The sequence below is a fragment of the Curtobacterium sp. SGAir0471 genome, from assembly GCF_005490985.1.
In the GTDB taxonomy this organism is placed as follows: Bacteria; Actinomycetota; Actinomycetes; order Actinomycetales; family Microbacteriaceae; genus Curtobacterium.
This window is the reverse complement of the sequence record NZ_CP027869.1, coordinates 2,744,082-2,762,320: the sequence shown is the minus strand read 5'-3', so window position 1 is coordinate 2,762,320 and position 18,239 is coordinate 2,744,082. Positions and strand designations below refer to the sequence as shown.

The window sequence follows — 18,239 nt, the reverse complement described above, 5'->3', positions numbered from 1 at the left end:
GACTTCCGCGAAGGTTCGGTTTTGCGGGGCGGGAGATTAGGCGTGCACGATCGGCGAGCTGATGATCGAGGATGATACCCACGGAAGCATTTGTAACCGTACGTATCGCATACTTCTTAGGGCCCCGATGGGCGCCTTCGCTTTTCGGAGCTGGGATGTAATACGGTCGGCACGGGTGCGCACTGACTACAGTGCGCACCCGCTGCTTTGTCTTTAGTTCGAAGCCCTACGGGCTGAGTAGCGCCCGCGGGACGAGAGGTCGTCACAGCAGGCTGATGATGCACGTGACTTCGCGGGCGACGCGGACCTTCTTGTAGTTGCCGCCTGTCACCTCCTGCGGCACATCGAGGCGCTCCAGCTTCTGGATGAGGCGTCGGGTCGTGTTGTACGCAATGTCCGGGCCTCAGCGAACGCGGTGATGGAGTTGAAGGGCTGCCCCACCACCACGTTGGCGACCTCTGCGGTGATTTCCCGGATACCCTCGTGATCGGCTTTCGACATGGCCGGGTCGCGGTAGCTGAGCAGCACGTCGATCACCTGGAGCGCCGCGCGGGAACGCTCGTGAACAGCGATGCAAAACATGACGATCCACGGGTCGAAGTCACTGGCCGCGGACGCCCAACGAGGAGCGTCGATGTAAGCCTCCCGCCTTCGCTCGAGGTAGGCCGATATGCTCGAGATCGGGTAATCGATCTCCTTAGCGATGAGCAGTCGGAGGGTCACGATGAGCCGGCCGCCGCGTCGGTTGCCGTCGCTGAAGGGGTGGAGCGTCTCGAGCCGGTATTGCGACATCACCAGCTTGGCCATGAGCGGGAAGTCGTCGTCGTTCTTCATAGCTCCTAGGTGGCGAGACCGCTCTCGAGGAACTCGAACGGCGGCGAGACAAACCGCGCGCTTTCGACGGGCTGCCCGCGGTGTCTTGTTCTGGCCCATTGGTACCGGCGACAGCGCGACAGTCGTGGCTGTCGACCTAGTGGTGCTGCAGGTCTATCTGTGCGACACGGCGAAGGCCGATGACGAGGCCACGCAAGAGATCACTGTGGTGGACCGGCTGGTCGAGGCGCAGCCTCTGGTTGACGGCACGCCCTTTCTGGCGTCCTTCGCGGTAACGGATGCCGATAAGGACCGCTGGCTGGAGTTCGCGGACCTGATCGACCGGGTCAGGATCGGTGAGCGATGGTCCACACCGTCCGATTGAGGCGCGAGTACAACGACTCTGACGACGCTCCGGCGCTGTGCGCCGATGCGGTTGAGTTGCGGGAGGAGCCGAGCGGCTCGGCAGCATCGATGTACGCTCCGTGCGCCGGGTCCCAGTCGGAGTGTCGCGCGTATTTCACCGTCGCACGCGACGGCGCCTAGTAATCAGCTTCCGGGGCGCGATCAAGGCACGGGACCGCGCGAGAACGACGACACCGAGCAAAGCTGCTCGTGCCCGGGGCCGTCCAAGCACGAATCTGCACGGATCCGTTGGAGATTGCGGGCTGCCGTTCGCACCGATTGGTCGGTCAAGCGGGCTGCTCGCTGGCGTGTGCCTGCGTGCGGCAGTCCGTTCCACTGATTGTTGTGGACAACAACGGCTCCGAGTCCTTGATGCGTGATTTGTTGCGTGTTGTTGTCGTGTTGCTGGCAGACTGGCGCGATGGAACAAGGTGGGTGGCCCTTCGAGGTTGCCCTGCACCATCGGGTGCAGTGGCCCTGCCTCGATCCGTGGTGCGAGCGCTGCGAAGCCATCGGGTCGGAGTTCCAAGCGGTCGGAGTTGTAGTGCAATACATCCGCCAGGCGGAGCAGCGTCTCAACGTTTCAGGCAGCAGACACGAGACTGCAGCGCTTCGGGTCGCCCTCCGCCGAGACCTTGGTCTTAGCGAAGATCAGTTCAACAACCTGCGCAAAGGCGAACGTTGGTTGCAGCCGTCGGACTACGCCCGGCTCCTCCGCCACAGCATCCTCGGGCTTCGACTACAGGCCGTGCTCTCAGGATCTGTGGTGCTACACAAAGCGGTCCAGGACGTGCGGCTTTCACTGCGCAGCCCCTTCACACAACTCATGCAACAAGCAATCGTGGAGACCGTGAAAGCGCGAACGATGCACGACGTGCATGAGCAGGAGGAACGACTCGGTCATGTGGCCGAGACGATCCGCACGCTCATGAGCGTTGCGGCGGAGTTGCAGCGCGCTGTCACCGAGCAAGGCGGCGACCCGGGGCCCGAGTCCTGGGAAGCAGAACGGCTGCGCTTGGATCGAGGCTCACCGGGAGCCACCTCGCTCGCACGCATGCCGCTGCGGCAACGCGTTCTGCGGTTGGTCACCGCAGAAGGCACCGCAACCGGAGTTATCCGGGCGACGCTGCAGGCGCGAGGAATCGAATGCACCGCGACCCAGATCGCGCAAGCGATCAGCGGGCTACGTAGGTCGGGTCTGATCGAGCGAACCGACGTCCGCGGCGTTTGGCGGCGCACCAACTTGTGAAAGGAACACGCTTCACCTCATGAATCACCGTCATCACGACGGTAGAACCAGAAAAGCCACCAACCGCCCCCTGGTCGGGAGAGTGGCTGATGGCCTTCGAGGAACTGTGGTAAGTCACCTCGATGCTACTGGCGTGCGCCCATGCACGCAAGAGCTGGTTCCACCGCATCCGCATCTGGGTACCAGCACGTCACCTTCCGGTCCGTTGGCCCCGCCCTGCAAGGTGCCTCACCGCACCCGACGCGGACCCCTTCGAGTGCAGCGCCGTCCAGCGGCGCCGCGGCCTGCCCGTCGGACGCGGAGCACCTGATGGTGAGCCGCGCTTGGGTGGGCGGAGCTTGGGTCTACTCCGCCGACGAGGTCATTGATCGGTACCGTTCTGTGCACGCCCATGAATCGACTTGGGAGAAGCAGAACGCGTTCGTCCGGCCACTCGTCGCCGCACTAGGACTGCAGACTCCCACGGCTGCGTACAAGGCCATGGTTGCCGCATGTGACTACGTGCGTTGGCTGAGCGCTCAGGACGTTCCCCTCGAGGCCGAAGCGGTCTTCACGCCGGAGAACGTCGAGTGGTACTGCGCCACACAGCTGCAGCGTCTCGGGGAGCACTCTCGCTCCACAAAGCGCGGCGCCCTTCGGCAGATCGGGCGAGCCAGTACACGGCGCGCCGCCTGGTCGCCCCCCGACACGCGCTTCACGAAGCCCCTGGCCGCGGAGCCGTACTGCACCGACGAGCGACGCGGGCTTCGCTGCCTCGTTCCGGTGCAGCCCACTGAAGCCCGGCGGCGTTTCTTCGCTGGCGTTCTCGGGCTTGGGTTCGGAGTCGGATTGCGTGGTGTCGAGATGCGCTATGTGCATGCCTCTGACCTCTTCGAGCGCCGCGGGGCGCTCCACGTGCGGGTTGGAGGGGAGTATGCCCGGACTGTGCCTGCCCGCGCCGCGTTGACGCAGTCGTTGCTGCAGCTCGCCCTGGAGTATCCCGAGGGGCCGCTGCTCGGGCCCTACCGGGATGAGCAGAAAGCGCCGATGTCGCGGATGAAGGCGAGGCTGATCATTCCTGACAACGCCCCTGCGCTCTCGCTGCGGCGGCTCCGCATGTCGTGGATGGTCGACGTTCTCAACGACGGTGTACCCCTCGGCGACTTCGCCGCCGCCGCAGGCGCCACCGACCTGCGCCTCGGGTCTCTCCTCCCACACCTACACCGAAAGGACACCGCGGCTGTCATCGCGCAGCTGACGGGTACGAACTGATGATTGACTCCACTCTCCCGGAGGGCTTCCGACGGATGCCCGGCCACCTTCCCGAAGGCGTCATCCCCACCAACGCGGAAGCCATCCGCATCGCCGTCGAGGTACTCAACTGGTCAGGGATGCGACCGGTCCTAGACCGACTGCAGCACGCTCGTCCCGGACTGACCGCAATGGTGCCGATGGCCACAGTTCTGCAGCTGGCGATCGCGTTCAAGGTGCAGGACCCCAAGCGGGACTTCCTGCTCTCCGACCTCACCCGGTGGGCGGCAACCTTAAATCGTGCCCAACGACGCCGCATCGGCCTGTCCAGTCGCTTCACCTACAACCGATTGCAGGTGCCGTGGCGGCAACTGTGCGCGGCACTCGACCCGGAAGAAAGCATCTTCCGTCTCGACGACGACGGAGCGCTGCTGACGCCGCGGCTGGGCTGGCTACCGAGCCTCGACGTCTTCGCAAACGCACTCGTCGGCGCCTCATGTCGCCTGCCCGGCTGGCGCACAATCCTTCCACCCACTCCGGTGCAGGCGATGGACTCCACCGACGTCGAGACCAGCGCGAAGTCTCGGGCATGGACTGCCACCCCGGACGGCCCTGACCCAGTCGCTCCCAACGACGCCGCGCCCAGCAGCGAGTGGACTCACGACGCAGCGGTCTGGCCGAAAACCGGGGCCGACGGCCGAGCGGTTGTCAGCGCCGACCTGGAGGCCCGCATCGGTTGGCGGACCAAAACGATGGAACGCGGAGCCAACGCCTTCAACGGGCGTGATGGCCATCTCCTCGTCGACGCCGGTGAAGCGGGGAGTCGCTTCTGGTTCCCGCTAATCCGCGGTGTCCTGCTGCGCGCAGCCGGCAGCTATAAAGCTGCCGCCGGCATCGCACTGCTGGACTCACTTCTGGGCGGCATCACCTTCAACACCCTCGTCGTCGACCGCGGATACAGCTACGCCGTCCCCGAAGCATGGGCACAGCAGATCCGCACGCGCGGCCTGCGCATCGTGCATGACCTGCACACCGCACAACGCCGACCCCACCCAGCAGACACGCTGCTCGGCGCGTTCTGGCTGGACGGGTCACTGTTCCCCGCTTCGCTGCCGCAGCGGATGCGAAAGCTTCCCGGCTTCAAAGCGCGCACCTCCGCCGAAAAGCGCGACAAGCTCCACGCCGCATACGACGAACGTGCCACGTGGGCGTTCGTCCCCAACCGCCGCTACCCCGACGGCAGCGTCCAACTGAAGGGTCCCGCACGTGCCCTCCACGTCCGCTGCGTGAACTACCCGCCCTCGACTCGATTGGGCAGCAACATCCCACGCACAGCGTGCGAACCTGGGGCGCCGTGCGTCTGCGCCAAGACAGTCGTCATCCCACCCACCGAAGCGGAATGGGAACGGCAGACGTTTGTCTACGGCACCACCAAGTGGGCCGCCCATTACGGACTGCGGAACCTCGTTGAGAGCCAGAACGCTCAGCTCAAGTATTGGCGAGGGTCCATGCGCCGCAACAGCACGGCGATGTTCGGAACCACGGCGAACACGCTCGTGTTCGCGTTAAACAGCATCGCGGTGAACATCAGCATGCTCCGCGACGCCTACGGCGACATCGACCCCACCAGCACCACCTCCGCGTCGCACACCGCTCCGCGTCGCCGCCGCACTCCCGCCGTCGTCGCCCGCCACCTCCGCAACAAGCCGCGTCGCCAGCGCTCCACCACGAGAACGGACACTCCCGCATGACCGCATCAAGCCTTCTGCAGCGCGCTGCGCGCATCCTGCAACGCAGCACCGGCAGTACGACCCCCAAGTACATGGCCGCGCTCCGCGAAGCGACCGAACGAGAGGCAGCCGACCCGGGATGGGCTCGCCGCACGGTCGGCGCACACGCCGCCGCGCGGGACAGTGCCCGGGCACGCGGCGATGACCCCGGCCGCTTCGGTTCGACACCGCCCGGATCAATCGCATGAGCGAACAGACGCCACCGCAGAACGAGTCGCCGACAACCACCGTGGAAGCGGAAGAAGCGTCGCTGGTCTACCGGGGCCCGCACTCGGCGACCGTTCTCGCAACCATCGATGGGTTCCCGCGTGCTCGGCAAGCTGTGCTCTGGGATGCGCAGCACATCGAGTTTGTCCGCGACGCTGTCCGCGCAGTCGACCCCAAGACTCCGAATACGGCCTACAAGCTCCTCACTGCACTGGCCGGCTTCACCGCCTGGGCTCTGGAGCAGGACCTTCCCCTCACTCCCGACCGCGTCCTCACCCCGGACCGCGTCGACGAGTACCTCTCGACCGGACGTCGACGTGACCTTGCCCCAGGCACCCGCGCGACGCTGCGCACGCAGTTGCGTCGCGTCGCGCGGGCTACCACCCGCACGGCCCCCTGGCCCGCCGAGACCGATTACGCTTACCTGCGTCCAAACCGCTTCCTCCCGCCATATTCCCCGGCGCAGATTGAGCACTACTGGGACGCTGCATTGCTGCAACCGACCGTACGGCTGCGGCAATACATGATGTGTCTTCTGATCTTCGCGCACGGGTCGGGGCTCCGCAGCATCGAGATTCGGCCACTCACCGCTGCGGACATCACCCCAGGCGCCTCGGAAGAGGTCGGATGGCTGGTTCATGCCCGCCCACGGGGGACTGCTCGGGGGAGGATCGTCCCGATTCTCCGCCGCTACGACCGAGCCGTAGATCAGCTGCGGGTCGACCGCCCGAGGGGGGCTCTCGCAGGACGATACAACGGCGACCCAGATGATCCGCTAGCGAAGATTCGGGGGCAGCTGCGACTCCCGACCTCCCTGCCGCCGCTCGATCCTCGGCGACTTCGGAACACCTGGTTGTGCGAGCATCTCGACAGAGGTGTGGCGCTTCGCCCGCTCCTCGAAGCAGCGGGAGTGAAGAGCTTGCGTGTCAGCGAGATGCTGCCGTACCTGCGGGAGGTCAACGCCACCGCCCGCCTTGCGGGCAACTAGGTCATGCGACTGGTGCCGTCGGCCCGACCGGTTACGGTGAACCCATGTCGGAAGTTGGAGAGCCGGGCGCTTCGAGCCATCGAACGTTCAAGTCCAAAAGCCCGAGCGCTATGAGATTGTCCGGCTGCTGATTCTGGTTCAACGAGTACATTGAGCGGCCATCGACGTGATGCCCTTCGGCGCGCACGTGATGGTGTCCGTTGAATAACAGTTGCGGACGAATATCGTCCCACAGCTCGGTGATCCGCTGGCGTCCCTGCTGGGTGTACGCACGGTCCTCGATGTTCCGGAGTGGGCGGCGCGCAAGCATCGCGTCAACACGCTTCGAACCCCCGATCGGTGCTACATGGGCCAGGACAATGTCGGCACCGCCGCCCAGTACGCTCGTCGCCACCTCGGCGACGGTCGGCATCTCACGACGCCACCAGGAACGCCCTTCCGCTTCTGGAGGTCGCTTAGTTGAACCCGCCAACACCTCGGCCAGATCGCGGGAACAAGCCGCTATCCACCCGCCGCCAGTGCCGTGGCCGAAGCATGAGCGAACATCCTTCGAAGGAGCCGAATGTCCGAACAACGCCGCCCGCCCACACGCGCCAAGCTTTCCGCCAGTTCACGACGCGTCTGGCCCACGCAAACCGGCACACCGACCCACAACCTGACGCTTTCCGGAGAGCACACCGTCGCTATTGTCGGCGACTGGGAATCACACCGCGCCCATATCGAGACGACCCTCGAGGTCATCAACCGAGAAGCCCCATCCACCCGCACGATCCTGCACCTCGGAGACCTCCGCTTCGCCGCTCCACCGGCAGGGAGCGGCGCGCATCTTCAATTCGGTCCGCGCTTACTCCCGTGGCTCGACGAACAACTCCACGAGCGCAACATCGAGCGCCTGCTCCTCACACCCGGCAACCACGAGTGGTGGGAGCAGCTCCACCAGGAGTTCAGCCGGCATCCCGACCGGCCCTATCGGGTGAGTCGGAAGATCTGGATCCTCCCCAGAGGTTTCGAATTCATAATCGCAGACACCACCTTCTTGTCATTCGGCGGCGCTGCTTCCCTGGACCAGGGACCAGGTTCGTCGCGTTGGAGCGCCCATGAGGTCGCATCGGCGGACGAAGCAGCCGCAGTCCAGCCGATCCAGCACATCAACGTTCTTCTCCTTCACGAGGCGGTCAACGCGGGCATCGCACAGATCGACGCCATCATCAACGGGGGAACGCGGTGGCCTTCCGAACGCCTCCGCGCCAGCGAGGAGTCTCGAGAACTCGTCACTGCGCTTCGCACACGACTCCGGCCCGACCTCACTTTCCACGGACACATGCACGTCGCAGGTAGCCACACCTCCGCAGCGGATGGCGATGTTCACGCTCTCGCTCGTGCGCCCCTTGCTGGCAGCATCGCCCTCCTCGATACACGCAACCGTGGGGTCCACATTGTGCGCGGCTGACCCGGCCCATCTGCGATCCGACCGCTCTACGGCCGGTCCTCAGTCAGGCAATGAGTTCAGGCTCAAAGAAAAGGAAGCAGGAGCGATGATTCTCGTCGGCATCAACAGCGACACGCTATCGACGTTCCCCGTTGCGGCTGCGACGAACGATCCGCTCGTCACGGTCGAACGTCTGGTCCTTGAACGTGGCAAGCGAGGGTCGGCCACGGACGTTGTCGTGCACCTCCGATACAACCTCGGAAAGGATGATCCTCCGGCGTTCATCTCCTTGCTCGTGATCGTCAGCGCGACCATAAGGGATCCTCTGACTCAGATTGAGCTGGAGCCGCGCGTCTACGACGAAACTGGTCCTGCTTCCTGGGCGGCGCGCCCGGAAGAAGTTCGGATTCAAGCACCGCTGTCCGCCCACTACTGGGCCACTCCGGCCGCTCTCACGGTGGACCTTCGGGTCACCTCATGGCTCGGTCCTTCGCCCACAAGCTGAACTCCACCAGACGATTGCGCGAAACCCGGCGTCTACTTCCCGAGCACACCGCTGAACGCGAAAACAGCGCAGGAGGGCATCTCGTCGTGCGAAACATGTCCACGGATCGTGGGAGCGTGCTTCTCGGAGGGGAGGTTGTTCGCGATGCGGCCTCGTCCGGACCTGCGACGAGGGATGATCGGCGCTCGATGCGTGTGTTGCTCGCCCTCGAGGTCGTGGTGCCCGATGCGAAAAAGGCAGCATGGTTGCTACCAATGACAACGCGGCCGGGCGTCATGTCGGACACCAACCGCGTTGCGATCGCGACTGTCAGTGCGCGGCGTCGTACGCGTCCCGAACGACCTGGCTGATGCGGCCGCGGGACGAGACGTCGTGGCCGTTTGCATTCGCCCACTCACGGATCTTCGCAAGCTCTACCGAATTGCCCCGCCTCGGAGCACTTCCCGAGGTGCTGCGACCAGATCGACCCCCCACCTTCCGAGCAGCCGCAACGTAGTCAGCGAACGCCTCACGAAGCTGCTCGGCATGATCATTGGTGAGGTCGATCTCGTAATTGCTTCCGTCGAAGCCGAAGGTAACAGTGCTGCCCTCTCCGTCTTCGATGGTGTCGCCAGTGAGGTCGTCAACGAGATGCGTGGTGACTCTCTGTGCCACAGGATGCTCCTATCGGTCAGGATTCGCTGCTCCCATTGTTGCAGATTTCCGCGGTCCTAGTGGGAAGCACAAGAGATTGCCGTCCATTGAAGCGGAATGTGCGACCTGTCTCGTACATCGAGTCGAGAACGATCGCCGTTCGTCGCCTCGCAGCGCGGAAACACAGCGGCCCCATGCCGGCCAATGCCGTGCAGCTCGTACCGGAGTGCAACCCGGTCGTTACAAACCTCTATAGCGGCGCGACTGCTTCTCCTGACCGCTGTCTTTCGCACCGCAGTTCGGCTGCTCCTGATAGCGCAGCCGCCGTCGCGCTCGGAATGTTGCTAACTGCAACCGGCCACTCAGGGTGTGCCTGCGCCTCGGATTATAGAAATTATAGATCCGGCGGTAACAGGATCCTCGCCGATGCGCCGATGCGCCGATGCGCCGATGCGCCGATGCGCCGATGCGCCGATGCGCCGATGCGCCGCGAGTCCGCTGTGCTGTCGCGGACCGAAGCGCATGCAAGAGCACCCCGTTCTTTCTTTGGGGGGTATCAGGCTGGCGAAACACGTCGCTAGGCTTCGATCGACCCTTATCTGGGCCGACGTCACCGTCGACGCGCGGTGCGGGCGTCTCACGCCTTCAAAACGGGAGCATCACCCCGCCCTCCTGCCATTTTCTTGGCTAACTACCGGCAAGCGCGATGAGCTTCGCCCGCAGCGAGCATGACCGGTGCCACTGCGCGGGCGACCTGCACGCCGCAAGAGCAGCACTTGTTCGGGTCGCGCCTCGCGGAGCCGATGGTAGCCACGAACGGCGAACCGCGGCCATGACGCGACGCGCGCCGCGGGTATCTTCATCAGGACGGCGACAAGCGGTTGCCCGCTGGTGCGGGAGCTGGAACAGGACGCGGGCGAGCCGGCCAGTTCCAGTCGGTTTCGGCGGCGAATCGACGGTGTCCGCCTTTGAGCCGCGCAAACGGACGAGGAACGCCAAGAGAACGTGGAGCGGGCTGAGAGCAGGCCCCGCGACCGAGCCCGAGGACCGAAACTCTCGCCACCAGTAGGCGGCACGCCCAGCGATACGGACACGGCGAGATCATCGACCACACGACCCTGGTAGAAATCGGTGCACAGCCGTTGCAAAGCGCGTCGATGCCGAGCAGACTATCCCGTGTAGTCGATGACGACACAACGGGGGTATGTCATGCGCATCACGGGGCTGGGGCACGCTGGACTGTGGATCGAGACCGATAACGCGACCGTACTGTGCGATCCATGGCTTAATCCTGCGTTCTTCGGGAGCTGGTTTCCCCATCCGGACAACCGAGGCCTTGACTGGTCACGATTCTCGCGGCCTGATTACATGTACATATCACACCGGCATGCGGACCATTTGGACGCACGCTTACTTCGCGACCTGGTCGACAAGCGAACGACGATCCTCGTGCCCGACTATCCCACTGCCGACTTGGAACGCTCCCTGACCGACATAGGTTTCACAAACCTGCGCCGCATGCCAGCGAATACCACGGTGCAGCTCGACGGACTATCGGCAATGATCAGTCCGATGCGATCTCCGAGCGATGGGCCGATTGGCGATTCATCGCTGAGCCTGAGCGACGGTCGCAATACGATCTTGAATCAAAATGACGCCCACCTGCTGAATCTTGATGTGATTCGCGAGTTTGGCCCGTACGGAATCCACTTCATGCAGCATTCGGGAGCGATCTGGTGGCCGATGTGTTACGACATGTCCCCGAGGGCGATGCGGTCGTTTGCTGCCCTGAAACGACAGTCGCAGCGAAAGCGCGCTATTTTCTATGCAAAAGCCATCGACGCGACCTCGGTGGTGCCGTTCGCTGGGCCACCCGCTTTCCTCGATGAGCCGTTGCAGTGGTTGAATGGCACAGGACCTGACGGTGAGTCGATCTTCGAGTCGCAGGAGGTATTCCTGGAGCAACTTAGCGAATCAGGCGTCGATCAGCAGGGGATACGATTTGTTGCCGGAACCGAGATCACACTCGAAAACAATTCCGTCGCAGCGGTGCGACAGACGCTCTTCGATGAAGAGCAGATCGATTGGGTCTATCGCAATCCACAAGAGTATATCGAAGTTCAGGCAACGGATCGACGGGAGGAGATTGAGGAAGCACGCGTACCGCCTCCAGGAGACGTTGATGGAGAATTTTACCTCCAGACTTTGAAGAATTGGTTTGAGCCTCTTATGGCATCCGCCCCTATCATATCCTCGGCTTTGGCTGGGGGCGTCGCATTGGACCTCGGGATCGTCGATGTGATGCTTGATTTTCGCCGATCGGAAGTGCGCCATCGGGAACCTGCGGACAAACCCCGGTATTGGTTCCAGATCGAGCCAGCGCTCGTCTACTCCAATATACAAGCAGCAGAACCAGACTGGTGCAACACGATTTTCCTGTCTTTCCGGTTCAGGACCGGCCGTATCGGAAAGTTCAACCAGCAGCTTTACGCCTTTTTCACGTCCCTGTCGCAGGAGCGTATGGACTACATAGAGCGATGGTATGCAGAGAAAGCTAACGCTCGAGAGATGATCGATATCGGCGACTGGACGGTGCAGCGTAACTGCCCTCACCTCGGAGCCGACTTCTCAACCTCCGGAATCATTGAGGGTGAACAGCTAGTTTGCCAGGTTCACGGCTGGAGGTTTGACCTAGCCACTGGAGCGTGCCTAACGACCGCCGGTGAAAGGATCACCACGTCGAGGAGAGAGCCACGAGCTTGACTTAATGCTCAGGTGTCCGCGCCGGCACTGGCGTCGCGCCGTCCGACGCGTAGACCAGCTGGGCCTCCAACGTTGCGCGGATCATATCGTCGAGTCCATAGCGCGGTTGCCACCCTTCGCATATTTGAGTCTCTTCCCTGCTCGAGACCATCTGCTCGATGTCACCCGCGCGATTTGCACTAGAGATAATTGGTGGCTTAGAAGGTGCCAGCGCTTGTACTCGTTGAGCGAGTTCGAGAACAGACACGCTCAAGCCACGGCCGACATTACTGTAGCGAATACCGGGCGGCCAAGCCCGGTCCTCAGCCAAACGCCGGTGAAGGTCAGCGATATCACGAACGTCGATGTAGTCGCGCACTGCCGAGCCGTCTGCCGTCCTGTAGTCCGTTCCACGAACCACTAGCGGGCCTTCGTTGGCGGCAGCGCGGCAAAACTGCGACATAACACTCACTCCCTCGAGGTCGGCCAGAGACGGTGACTCACACCCGGCGACATTGAAAAAGCGCAGGACGACTGCGTCTATTATTCCCCGCCCGGTATAAGTCCTAATCAACCCTTCAGCCTCAAGCTTGCTCACCCCGTAGGGATTGACTGGACCAATAGGTGAAGCTATTGTCACTCGCCCCGTCGCTATCGGCGCATAAACAGCCGCAGAGGAGGCAAATACTAGCTTGCGGACTGCGGCGTTCGACATCGCATTCAGAACCGCCGCTGTGCCCGCGACGTTCACTTCGATGTAGCGCCTCGGGTCACGCACCGATTCCTCAACACTCTTCAGAGCTGCCAGGTGGAAGACGACCCGAACGCGCTCAGTGCGCATAAGTGCCGCGAGTTGATGGCTCGCTCCTGGAGCTGTTATATCGACCGTCGCTGCTCGCACCGTATTGCCCAGGCGTCTGACGCCGGACGCCCAATTGTCCGCGACCAATGTATCTTGGCCGCATCGACGAAGTTCGCTTGCGATGTGCGAGCCGATGTAGCCGCCCCCACCGATGATCAGCACAGTCATAGATCCCCCTCGATCAATTCATTCTGAGACTACGCCTCTCAAATGACCGTGTCTATACCGTTCCGCGCCTAGCATGCGTACGATCGACGAGAGCGGGACTCGTTCGGACGTCACCAGCGGTGAGCGTCACAAATCGACTATTAGGGGTGACGATGCTGTCATGTGATGTCTTGGTGGTTGGAGCTGGTCTCTACGGCTTAACCGCCGCCGTAGCGCTGGCGCGAACGGGGCGCAACGTCGCGGTTATCGACAAGCGCGACCATGTTGGCGGTAACGCGTACAGTTACCGCGATAAAGAAAGCGGGATCGAGATTCACAAGTATGGATCGCACATCTTCCACACGTCTAACGAACGCGTATGGAAGTTCGTCTCCCGATACGCGCGGATGGACCGTTACGAGCACCGAGTCTTCACGAGGCACGCAGGAAGGGTGTATCCGATGCCGATCTCGTTGGCTACGATCAATCAACTCTACGAAGCCAGCTTTTCACCCCACGAGGCGAGGGTGCAGATCAAGAAGGATACCGAACCGTACCAATCGGCTGTTGCCGATTCGCTTGAGGCCAAGGCACTCGCGGCCATTGGTCCAAGATTATATGATGCGCTCATCAAGTCGTACACTCAGAAGCAATGGCAAACGAAGCCCTCCGAACTTCCAGCAGACGTGATCACCCGGCTGCCTGTCAGGTATAACTACGACACGCGCTACTTCAGCGACAAATACCAGGGGCTGCCGATAGATGGTTACGGGGTGATGGCGGAACGAATGGCGAGCGAGGAAGGTGTCGAGGTTCACCTTTCAGAAGATTTTTTTGATGTGAGGTCGAGCTTCAGTAAGGGAAAGACCGTTGGCCGTATTCCAGTCATCTACACTGGCGCCCTCGATCGATACTTTGACTACTCTGCAGGCTCGTTGTCCTGGCGGACTTTGGATTTCGAGTGGCACCGATTCGATGTTTCTGATTATCAAGGCACGGCAGTGGTGAACTATGCCGACCTTGATGTGCCGTTCACTCGCTCACATGAGTTCAAACACTACTCGCCAGAACGGCATGGCCAAGTTGAGCAGACCGTCGTGGCGCACGAGTTGTCGCGCTTTGCATCGCCAGACGATGAGCCGTACTACCCAGTGAATTCGATACTAGACCGCGAACGACTTCGAAGTTACCGGACCCTGGCATCTAAGGAACGCGGCGTCGTGTTCGGTGGGAGACTTGGGTCGTATAAATACCTAGACATGCATATGGCAATCGCGGCGGCTTTGCATGACGTCGAGTTTCACTTCGGAGCGGACTGACCCAGATCGAGCACTCGAGCGGCAACGTCGTGCGCTCCCCGGTCGCCCAGCAAGCTGTTCATAGGCGAGAGAGTCGACCGAGTGTGAAGCACGTTCGTCAAAACGACTTCGACCGATCTTGCCATCTCTCGTTGGAACTTCGGGAGGTCAGCAGGCGCCGCCGCCTGCATGATTGAGTGATATAAGTGCCGTACCGCAGCGTCTTCGCCTTGAGTATCTAGTAAGTAATCGAGGGCCGGCGGGTGCGCAACATCCGCGGGCCAGCGTACGACAGACGGCTCGACGCATACGCGATCGAGTTCCATGGCGAAGCGTAGCTGGGTGTAATTCTGAGCAGGCAAAACGAATGCCGGAACGCCCAGCCTTCCCAGTTCCAATATGGTTGTCAAGCCGGGCGAGGTGGCGACGAAAGGAGATCGAGCAACGCGCCTTAAAAACTCATCGTGACTGTACCGACTCACGCTGACACGAGGCCGAAGCGCGGACGGGAGTACCTCCAGCAGCGTGTCCTTCCTCACATTGCCCACCACCTCCACTTCGTCAGTACCGTTTGCGAGTATAGAAGTAAGAGTAGGAACAACTGCTGTTGAGAGATACGCTCGCACACTCGATTCTGTGCTTGCTGGGGATTGCAGACCGCCCAGCGCGACAACCGGGGATTCGGATGGGACGTCCGCGAGAGGTGTCGGGAGCCGCCCCACAATTCCACCAACCCACTGCAGATTATGGGCAGACTCAAGTGGGGATTCATGGCGGAGCGATGCCGACCCAAACCGTTGAGCGCAGTATATGGCTACGTCAACTGGTAAGAAGTCATTAGCGCCCCAGATGAAGGGCATGGTGTCGACGTAAACGACCCGGATACCCTTGTCCACAAGCCGACTCGCCACCCGTGCGTTCAAGGCAATCAAGGCTATGCGAGGTTGCAGCGAATCCAAGGCGACGTCGAAGTCCGCCTCGTCGGACTCAGAGCTGATCCAGGTATGGACGCCCTCCTTCTCAAGAACAGAGCGTCCAGAGTCTGTGTCAATTCCGACGAGATCGAGACCGGGGTCGAGAACGCGGAGCTCGCTCAGGATGGCCGCCAGTATCCCGACACTTCCCCATCCGAACTCGTCACCACCGATTAGCAACTTCACGATTCAACTCCCGTTCTTTCCCGCAGGGCACGCATAGCGGCAGGTCTGCTCACAATCGCCAGAATCGCGAGAAGCAGAGCTCCAGCGATGACCACGTAGAAGCCGCCCGACCGGCCGTGCGCGTCCAGCAACGCCCCAGCGATCGATGCGGCTACCGCGGCACCAGCCGCGCTGGCCGAATTTGCCCAAGTAAACGCTTGTGTTAGAGCATTCGGGTCGGCCACCCTCTCCATCAACACACTAAGGTTCACCAGCAACGGTGGCACCAGCAGCTCGGTGACCAGTACAATCGGGAGGAGTGTGGGGATATTGGTCGCCAGGAGCAGTAGTGCAGTGAGTGCCGCGAATATCGAAGCGAGAACGACTGTTCGATTCGCAGGCCCGCCTTTGAACGTGATCCTGCCGTACACGAAGGCGCCAAACAGCCCGGCGCAGCTTCCTACGAGAAACACCACCGCTGCGAGGCCCTCTTGTCCAGCCGTGACAGCAAATCCCGTCACGGAGACCTGGATCGAGCCGAAGTAAGCACCAATTGCGAGATTCATCAAGATTAGTGCCACAACAGCCTGTCCAAAGGCGCGTGCCCGTCTAGCCCTGGTGTGTCGGCCTGCCGCCGTCGGAGGAGCCGTGCCTACAAGCAGCGCTAAGCTCACGCCGCCAACAAAGATCAAACCTCCCGCAGCCAACTGCGATACTACGGCCAGCCCGGAAGCGCCCAAGATACTGACCACTACTGGTCCGATAAGGAAGACGGTCCCGTTCGCAATCGACTCGAGAGAGAATGCGCGCTGTAGCGTCGATGGGGTGTCGCGTAGCAGGAAGGACCACCTCGCTGCTGACAGTGCGCCAAATTGCGGGATCGTGGCACCAACGCCGCCGGCGAGAATCACGAGAACCGGAACGTCCGCGGCCGAACGCGCAGCGAGCACTAGCGTCACTACGAGGCAGAGGTGCACGGTGACCTGAGCAGGAAGGACCTTTGATTGTCCGTACCGGTCGACAAGTCGAGCAAGTAGAGGGCCGACGATCGCCTCACACAGAGCGAACGCGCCTGTCACGATCCCCGCCTGAAGGAAAGAACCGGTTGCTTCGTGCACCAGCCACACGAGTGACAAGCTGGTCATCGCGATCCCAAGCCGGCCCAGCCCGGCCGAGACGAAGAACGACAACGCTCCGGTATCCCTCAGGACTGATCCGTATCCGGCGTTCATCGTGCAACCGGCTCGAGGTGCATCAGAGCATCAACAAAGGCTGGTCGGAAGTCATCGTTCAGCTGCAGCACGACCCGGCAATTCTCATTACCATTCAGGGGGTAGCCGAGATATTTGCGTCTCCCGTCAGCTATCGTCATGCCGTACGTCAAACCTTCGCGTTCGTCAACGACGACGTGCATGTGCGGCGCGAGGGATAGCTCGACCTGACGGAGCGCGACTGCCATTGCCACCGGGTCGTGGAGCGCCCCCTCACGCTCAGCGAAGTGGCGCCCCTCGTGGAAAGTCAAGTACGTCTCGGAAGCCCTGGCGAGAAGGCGTACTGCTTCGTTTCTAGAACTCGCGAGACGCGCGGCATCCCATGTGGTGAGTCGGTGTTGCATGGTGACGTCAAGAGGAACCATCGTGATGTTCCAGCCAGCGTTCAAAACGACATTGGCTGCCTGCGGGTCGTTGCGAATGTTGGCCTCCGCAGTGGGGCTTCCATTGCCGGGATGCTCGACGGCCCCCCCCATCACCACGACTTGATCGATGAAGTCGGGCAGCTGACGGTCTCGCTGCAGGGCGAGAGCGAGGTTCGTGAGTGGACCGAGAGCGACGATCGTCACAGGACCGTGGGACCGCGCATAGGTGACGAGGAACTCAGCTGCGGCTGACTGCACGGCTTCCGCCTGCTCAGGCAAGCCCATAGCTTCCGCCTGCCCTCCCAAGCCATCATCACCGTGAACGAGTTCAGCCGTGTCCGGCCTGCGCCCGTGAAGCATTCGCTCCGCCCCCGCAACGACTTGAATCGTTTCCGGTAGCCCCAGCAGGCGCAGGAGGAGACGTACGTTCCGGGCGCTTACAGCAGCTCGATTGTTTCCTGCGACGGTCGTGACAGCAGCGATGCGTGCGGGCGCCACGGATGCGCAGTATGCAAGAGCCAAGCCGTCGTCTACGCCGGCATCGCAGTCTATGATCACCGATCGGCGCTGTCGTGAACTAGTCATTCCAGACCCCCTCTTCCGCCGCCTCCACAAGCATCCGCCAGTAACGATCGTCGTAACTCGAACTTTGCAGGCCGACTTTCGCACTCGATCGGAGGAAATCGAGTGAGTCCTTGCCTGCCAGCTGACCCCGCCTGGTATGAACATCAAGCGCGTAGTCCGGAATAGTGGGCTTCCGTCGGCCAGTTGTGAGCATCAGAATCGCCCAAGCCGCAATGTCGTCCGTGGACCGGTCTTTTGGCAACTCAGCCAGTCGACGCACCGCCTGCACAGCCATTAGCCAACGGTCACGTGAACGGGGAGGGAGGCTAGTTCGCAAGTAATTTAGCGTCTGCACCTCCAGCATCACCAGGGGCTCAGACCCTCCAAGGTCTTCCACCGAAATGACGCGAAGCCGCTCCCAAAGCTTGTCTTCAACATCCTCGCCCGTTTCCCATAGTTCGCGGGCGACCAAGATTGCTTCCTCCATCTCGCAACGTCTGATGAGCTTCTGAAGGGCTGAGATCAATTCGTCGAGGGGGTAGCCGCGGACGGACCGTCTCCCCGCCCAAGGGTCATCTTCATGTGAAAGCACTGCCATGGCA

Annotated in this window: 17 protein-coding genes; 9 read left to right on the top strand and 8 right to left on the bottom strand. The window is 62.0% G+C overall.

Going from position 1 to position 18,239, the window contains the following annotated elements:
* Window positions 1–327: 327 nt before the first annotated feature.
* Window positions 328–834 (bottom strand): Fic family protein, encoded by a 507-nt coding sequence (locus C1N91_RS12775; protein ID WP_254678251.1) that lies wholly within the window; start codon window positions 832–834, stop codon window positions 328–330.
* A 124-nt stretch (window positions 835–958) separates the two neighbouring features.
* On the opposite strand from C1N91_RS12775, the gene C1N91_RS12770 reads away from it, so the two are divergent.
* The 5 genes from C1N91_RS12770 to C1N91_RS12750 all read left to right on the top strand — a co-directional run bounded on the left by C1N91_RS12770 (window position 959) and on the right by C1N91_RS12750 (window position 6,682).
* On the top strand, window positions 959–1,198 hold the full coding sequence (locus C1N91_RS12770; protein ID WP_137768022.1) for a hypothetical protein: 240 nt from the start codon (window positions 959–961) through the stop codon (window positions 1,196–1,198).
* Between the two features lie 564 nt (window positions 1,199–1,762).
* Complete coding sequence (locus tag C1N91_RS12765; RefSeq protein ID WP_137768021.1) at window positions 1,763–2,467, top strand: hypothetical protein; 705 nt, start codon at window positions 1,763–1,765, stop codon at window positions 2,465–2,467.
* A 381-nt stretch (window positions 2,468–2,848) separates the two neighbouring features.
* Window positions 2,849–3,718 carry a hypothetical protein gene (locus C1N91_RS12760; protein WP_137768020.1) on the top strand — a complete coding sequence of 290 codons (870 nt, stop codon included), beginning with the start codon at window positions 2,849–2,851 and terminating at the stop codon, window positions 3,716–3,718.
* Window positions 3,718–5,448 (top strand): hypothetical protein, encoded by a 1,731-nt coding sequence (locus tag C1N91_RS12755; protein ID WP_137768019.1) that lies wholly within the window; start codon window positions 3,718–3,720, stop codon window positions 5,446–5,448. Before C1N91_RS12760 ends, C1N91_RS12755 begins: the two co-directional genes overlap by 1 nt.
* 223 nt (window positions 5,449–5,671) lie before the next feature.
* On the top strand, window positions 5,672–6,682 hold the full coding sequence (locus C1N91_RS12750) for a hypothetical protein (protein WP_137768018.1): 1,011 nt from the start codon (window positions 5,672–5,674) through the stop codon (window positions 6,680–6,682).
* Window positions 6,683–6,713: 31 nt separating this feature from the next.
* Here the strand turns inward: C1N91_RS12750 and C1N91_RS12745 are convergent, their stop codons facing one another.
* Window positions 6,714–7,094, bottom strand: a complete 381-nt coding sequence (locus tag C1N91_RS12745) for a hypothetical protein (protein WP_137768017.1) — start codon at window positions 7,092–7,094, stop codon at window positions 6,714–6,716.
* A 150-nt stretch (window positions 7,095–7,244) separates the two neighbouring features.
* Here C1N91_RS12745 and C1N91_RS12740 point away from each other — a divergent pair, with 150 nt between their 5' ends.
* Together C1N91_RS12740 and C1N91_RS12735 are read left to right on the top strand one after the other, a co-directional pair.
* Window positions 7,245–8,132 carry a metallophosphoesterase gene (locus C1N91_RS12740; RefSeq protein ID WP_137768016.1) on the top strand — a complete coding sequence of 296 codons (888 nt, stop codon included), beginning with the start codon at window positions 7,245–7,247 and terminating at the stop codon, window positions 8,130–8,132.
* 85 nt (window positions 8,133–8,217) lie between these two features.
* A complete protein-coding gene (locus tag C1N91_RS12735; RefSeq protein ID WP_137768015.1) occupies window positions 8,218–8,616 on the top strand; it encodes a hypothetical protein in 399 nt (132 codons plus the stop codon).
* 309 nt (window positions 8,617–8,925) lie between these two features.
* On the opposite strand, the gene C1N91_RS12730 is transcribed toward C1N91_RS12735, so the two are convergent.
* Window positions 8,926–9,270 (bottom strand): histone-like nucleoid-structuring protein Lsr2, encoded by a 345-nt coding sequence (locus C1N91_RS12730; RefSeq protein WP_137768014.1) that lies wholly within the window; start codon window positions 9,268–9,270, stop codon window positions 8,926–8,928.
* Between the two features lie 1,188 nt (window positions 9,271–10,458).
* Between C1N91_RS12730 and C1N91_RS12720 the strand changes: the two genes are divergently transcribed.
* Complete coding sequence (locus C1N91_RS12720; RefSeq protein WP_175416019.1) at window positions 10,459–12,012, top strand: Rieske 2Fe-2S domain-containing protein; 1,554 nt, start codon at window positions 10,459–10,461, stop codon at window positions 12,010–12,012.
* Window position 12,013: 1 nt separating this feature from the next.
* On the opposite strand, the gene C1N91_RS12715 is transcribed toward C1N91_RS12720, so the two are convergent.
* The gene (locus C1N91_RS12715; protein WP_137768012.1) at window positions 12,014–13,021 is read right to left on the bottom strand and encodes an NAD-dependent epimerase/dehydratase family protein; all 1,008 of its coding nucleotides are present in this window, start codon (window positions 13,019–13,021) and stop codon (window positions 12,014–12,016) included.
* Window positions 13,022–13,173: 152 nt separating this feature from the next.
* Here C1N91_RS12715 and glf point away from each other — a divergent pair, with 152 nt between their 5' ends.
* Entirely contained in the window at window positions 13,174–14,319 is a 1,146-nt protein-coding gene (gene glf, locus C1N91_RS12710; RefSeq protein WP_254678422.1) for a UDP-galactopyranose mutase, read from the top strand.
* Here glf and C1N91_RS12705 read toward each other — a convergent pair.
* The 4 genes from C1N91_RS12705 to C1N91_RS16760 are packed head-to-tail and all read right to left on the bottom strand — an operon-like array spanning window position 14,301 to window position 18,235.
* Complete coding sequence (locus tag C1N91_RS12705) at window positions 14,301–15,458, bottom strand: hypothetical protein (protein ID WP_137768011.1); 1,158 nt, start codon at window positions 15,456–15,458, stop codon at window positions 14,301–14,303. The genes glf and C1N91_RS12705 overlap by 19 nt on opposite strands.
* Window positions 15,455–16,669 carry an MFS transporter gene (locus C1N91_RS12700; RefSeq protein WP_137768010.1) on the bottom strand — a complete coding sequence of 405 codons (1,215 nt, stop codon included), beginning with the start codon at window positions 16,667–16,669 and terminating at the stop codon, window positions 15,455–15,457. Before C1N91_RS12700 ends, C1N91_RS12705 begins: the two co-directional genes overlap by 4 nt.
* On the bottom strand, window positions 16,666–17,658 hold the full coding sequence (locus C1N91_RS12695) for a nucleoside hydrolase (protein ID WP_302640996.1): 993 nt from the start codon (window positions 17,656–17,658) through the stop codon (window positions 16,666–16,668). Before C1N91_RS12695 ends, C1N91_RS12700 begins: the two co-directional genes overlap by 4 nt.
* Window positions 17,651–18,235, bottom strand: a complete 585-nt coding sequence (locus C1N91_RS16760; RefSeq protein WP_175416017.1) for a hypothetical protein — start codon at window positions 18,233–18,235, stop codon at window positions 17,651–17,653. Before C1N91_RS16760 ends, C1N91_RS12695 begins: the two co-directional genes overlap by 8 nt.
* Between the last annotated feature and the right edge of the window lie 4 nt (window positions 18,236–18,239).

Coding starts and splice junctions, on each gene's coding strand:
- glf (WP_254678422.1), top strand. CDS start 13,174: ATGCTGTCATGTGATGTCTTGGTGGTTGGAGCTGGTCTCTACGGCTTA.
- C1N91_RS12740 (WP_137768016.1), top strand. CDS start 7,245: ATGTCCGAACAACGCCGCCCGCCCACACGCGCCAAGCTTTCCGCCAGT.
- C1N91_RS12745 (WP_137768017.1), bottom strand. CDS start 7,094: ATGCCGACCGTCGCCGAGGTGGCGACGAGCGTACTGGGCGGCGGTGCC.
- C1N91_RS12695 (WP_302640996.1), bottom strand. CDS start 17,658: ATGACTAGTTCACGACAGCGCCGATCGGTGATCATAGACTGCGATGCC.
- C1N91_RS12720 (WP_175416019.1), top strand. CDS start 10,459: ATGCGCATCACGGGGCTGGGGCACGCTGGACTGTGGATCGAGACCGAT.
- C1N91_RS12755 (WP_137768019.1), top strand. CDS start 3,718: ATGATTGACTCCACTCTCCCGGAGGGCTTCCGACGGATGCCCGGCCAC.
- C1N91_RS12700 (WP_137768010.1), bottom strand. CDS start 16,669: ATGAACGCCGGATACGGATCAGTCCTGAGGGATACCGGAGCGTTGTCG.
- C1N91_RS12750 (WP_137768018.1), top strand. CDS start 5,672: ATGAGCGAACAGACGCCACCGCAGAACGAGTCGCCGACAACCACCGTG.
- C1N91_RS16760 (WP_175416017.1), bottom strand. CDS start 18,235: ATGGCAGTGCTTTCACATGAAGATGACCCTTGGGCGGGGAGACGGTCC.
- C1N91_RS12735 (WP_137768015.1), top strand. CDS start 8,218: ATGATTCTCGTCGGCATCAACAGCGACACGCTATCGACGTTCCCCGTT.
- C1N91_RS12715 (WP_137768012.1), bottom strand. CDS start 13,021: ATGACTGTGCTGATCATCGGTGGGGGCGGCTACATCGGCTCGCACATC.
- C1N91_RS12775 (WP_254678251.1), bottom strand. CDS start 834: ATGAAGAACGACGACGACTTCCCGCTCATGGCCAAGCTGGTGATGTCG.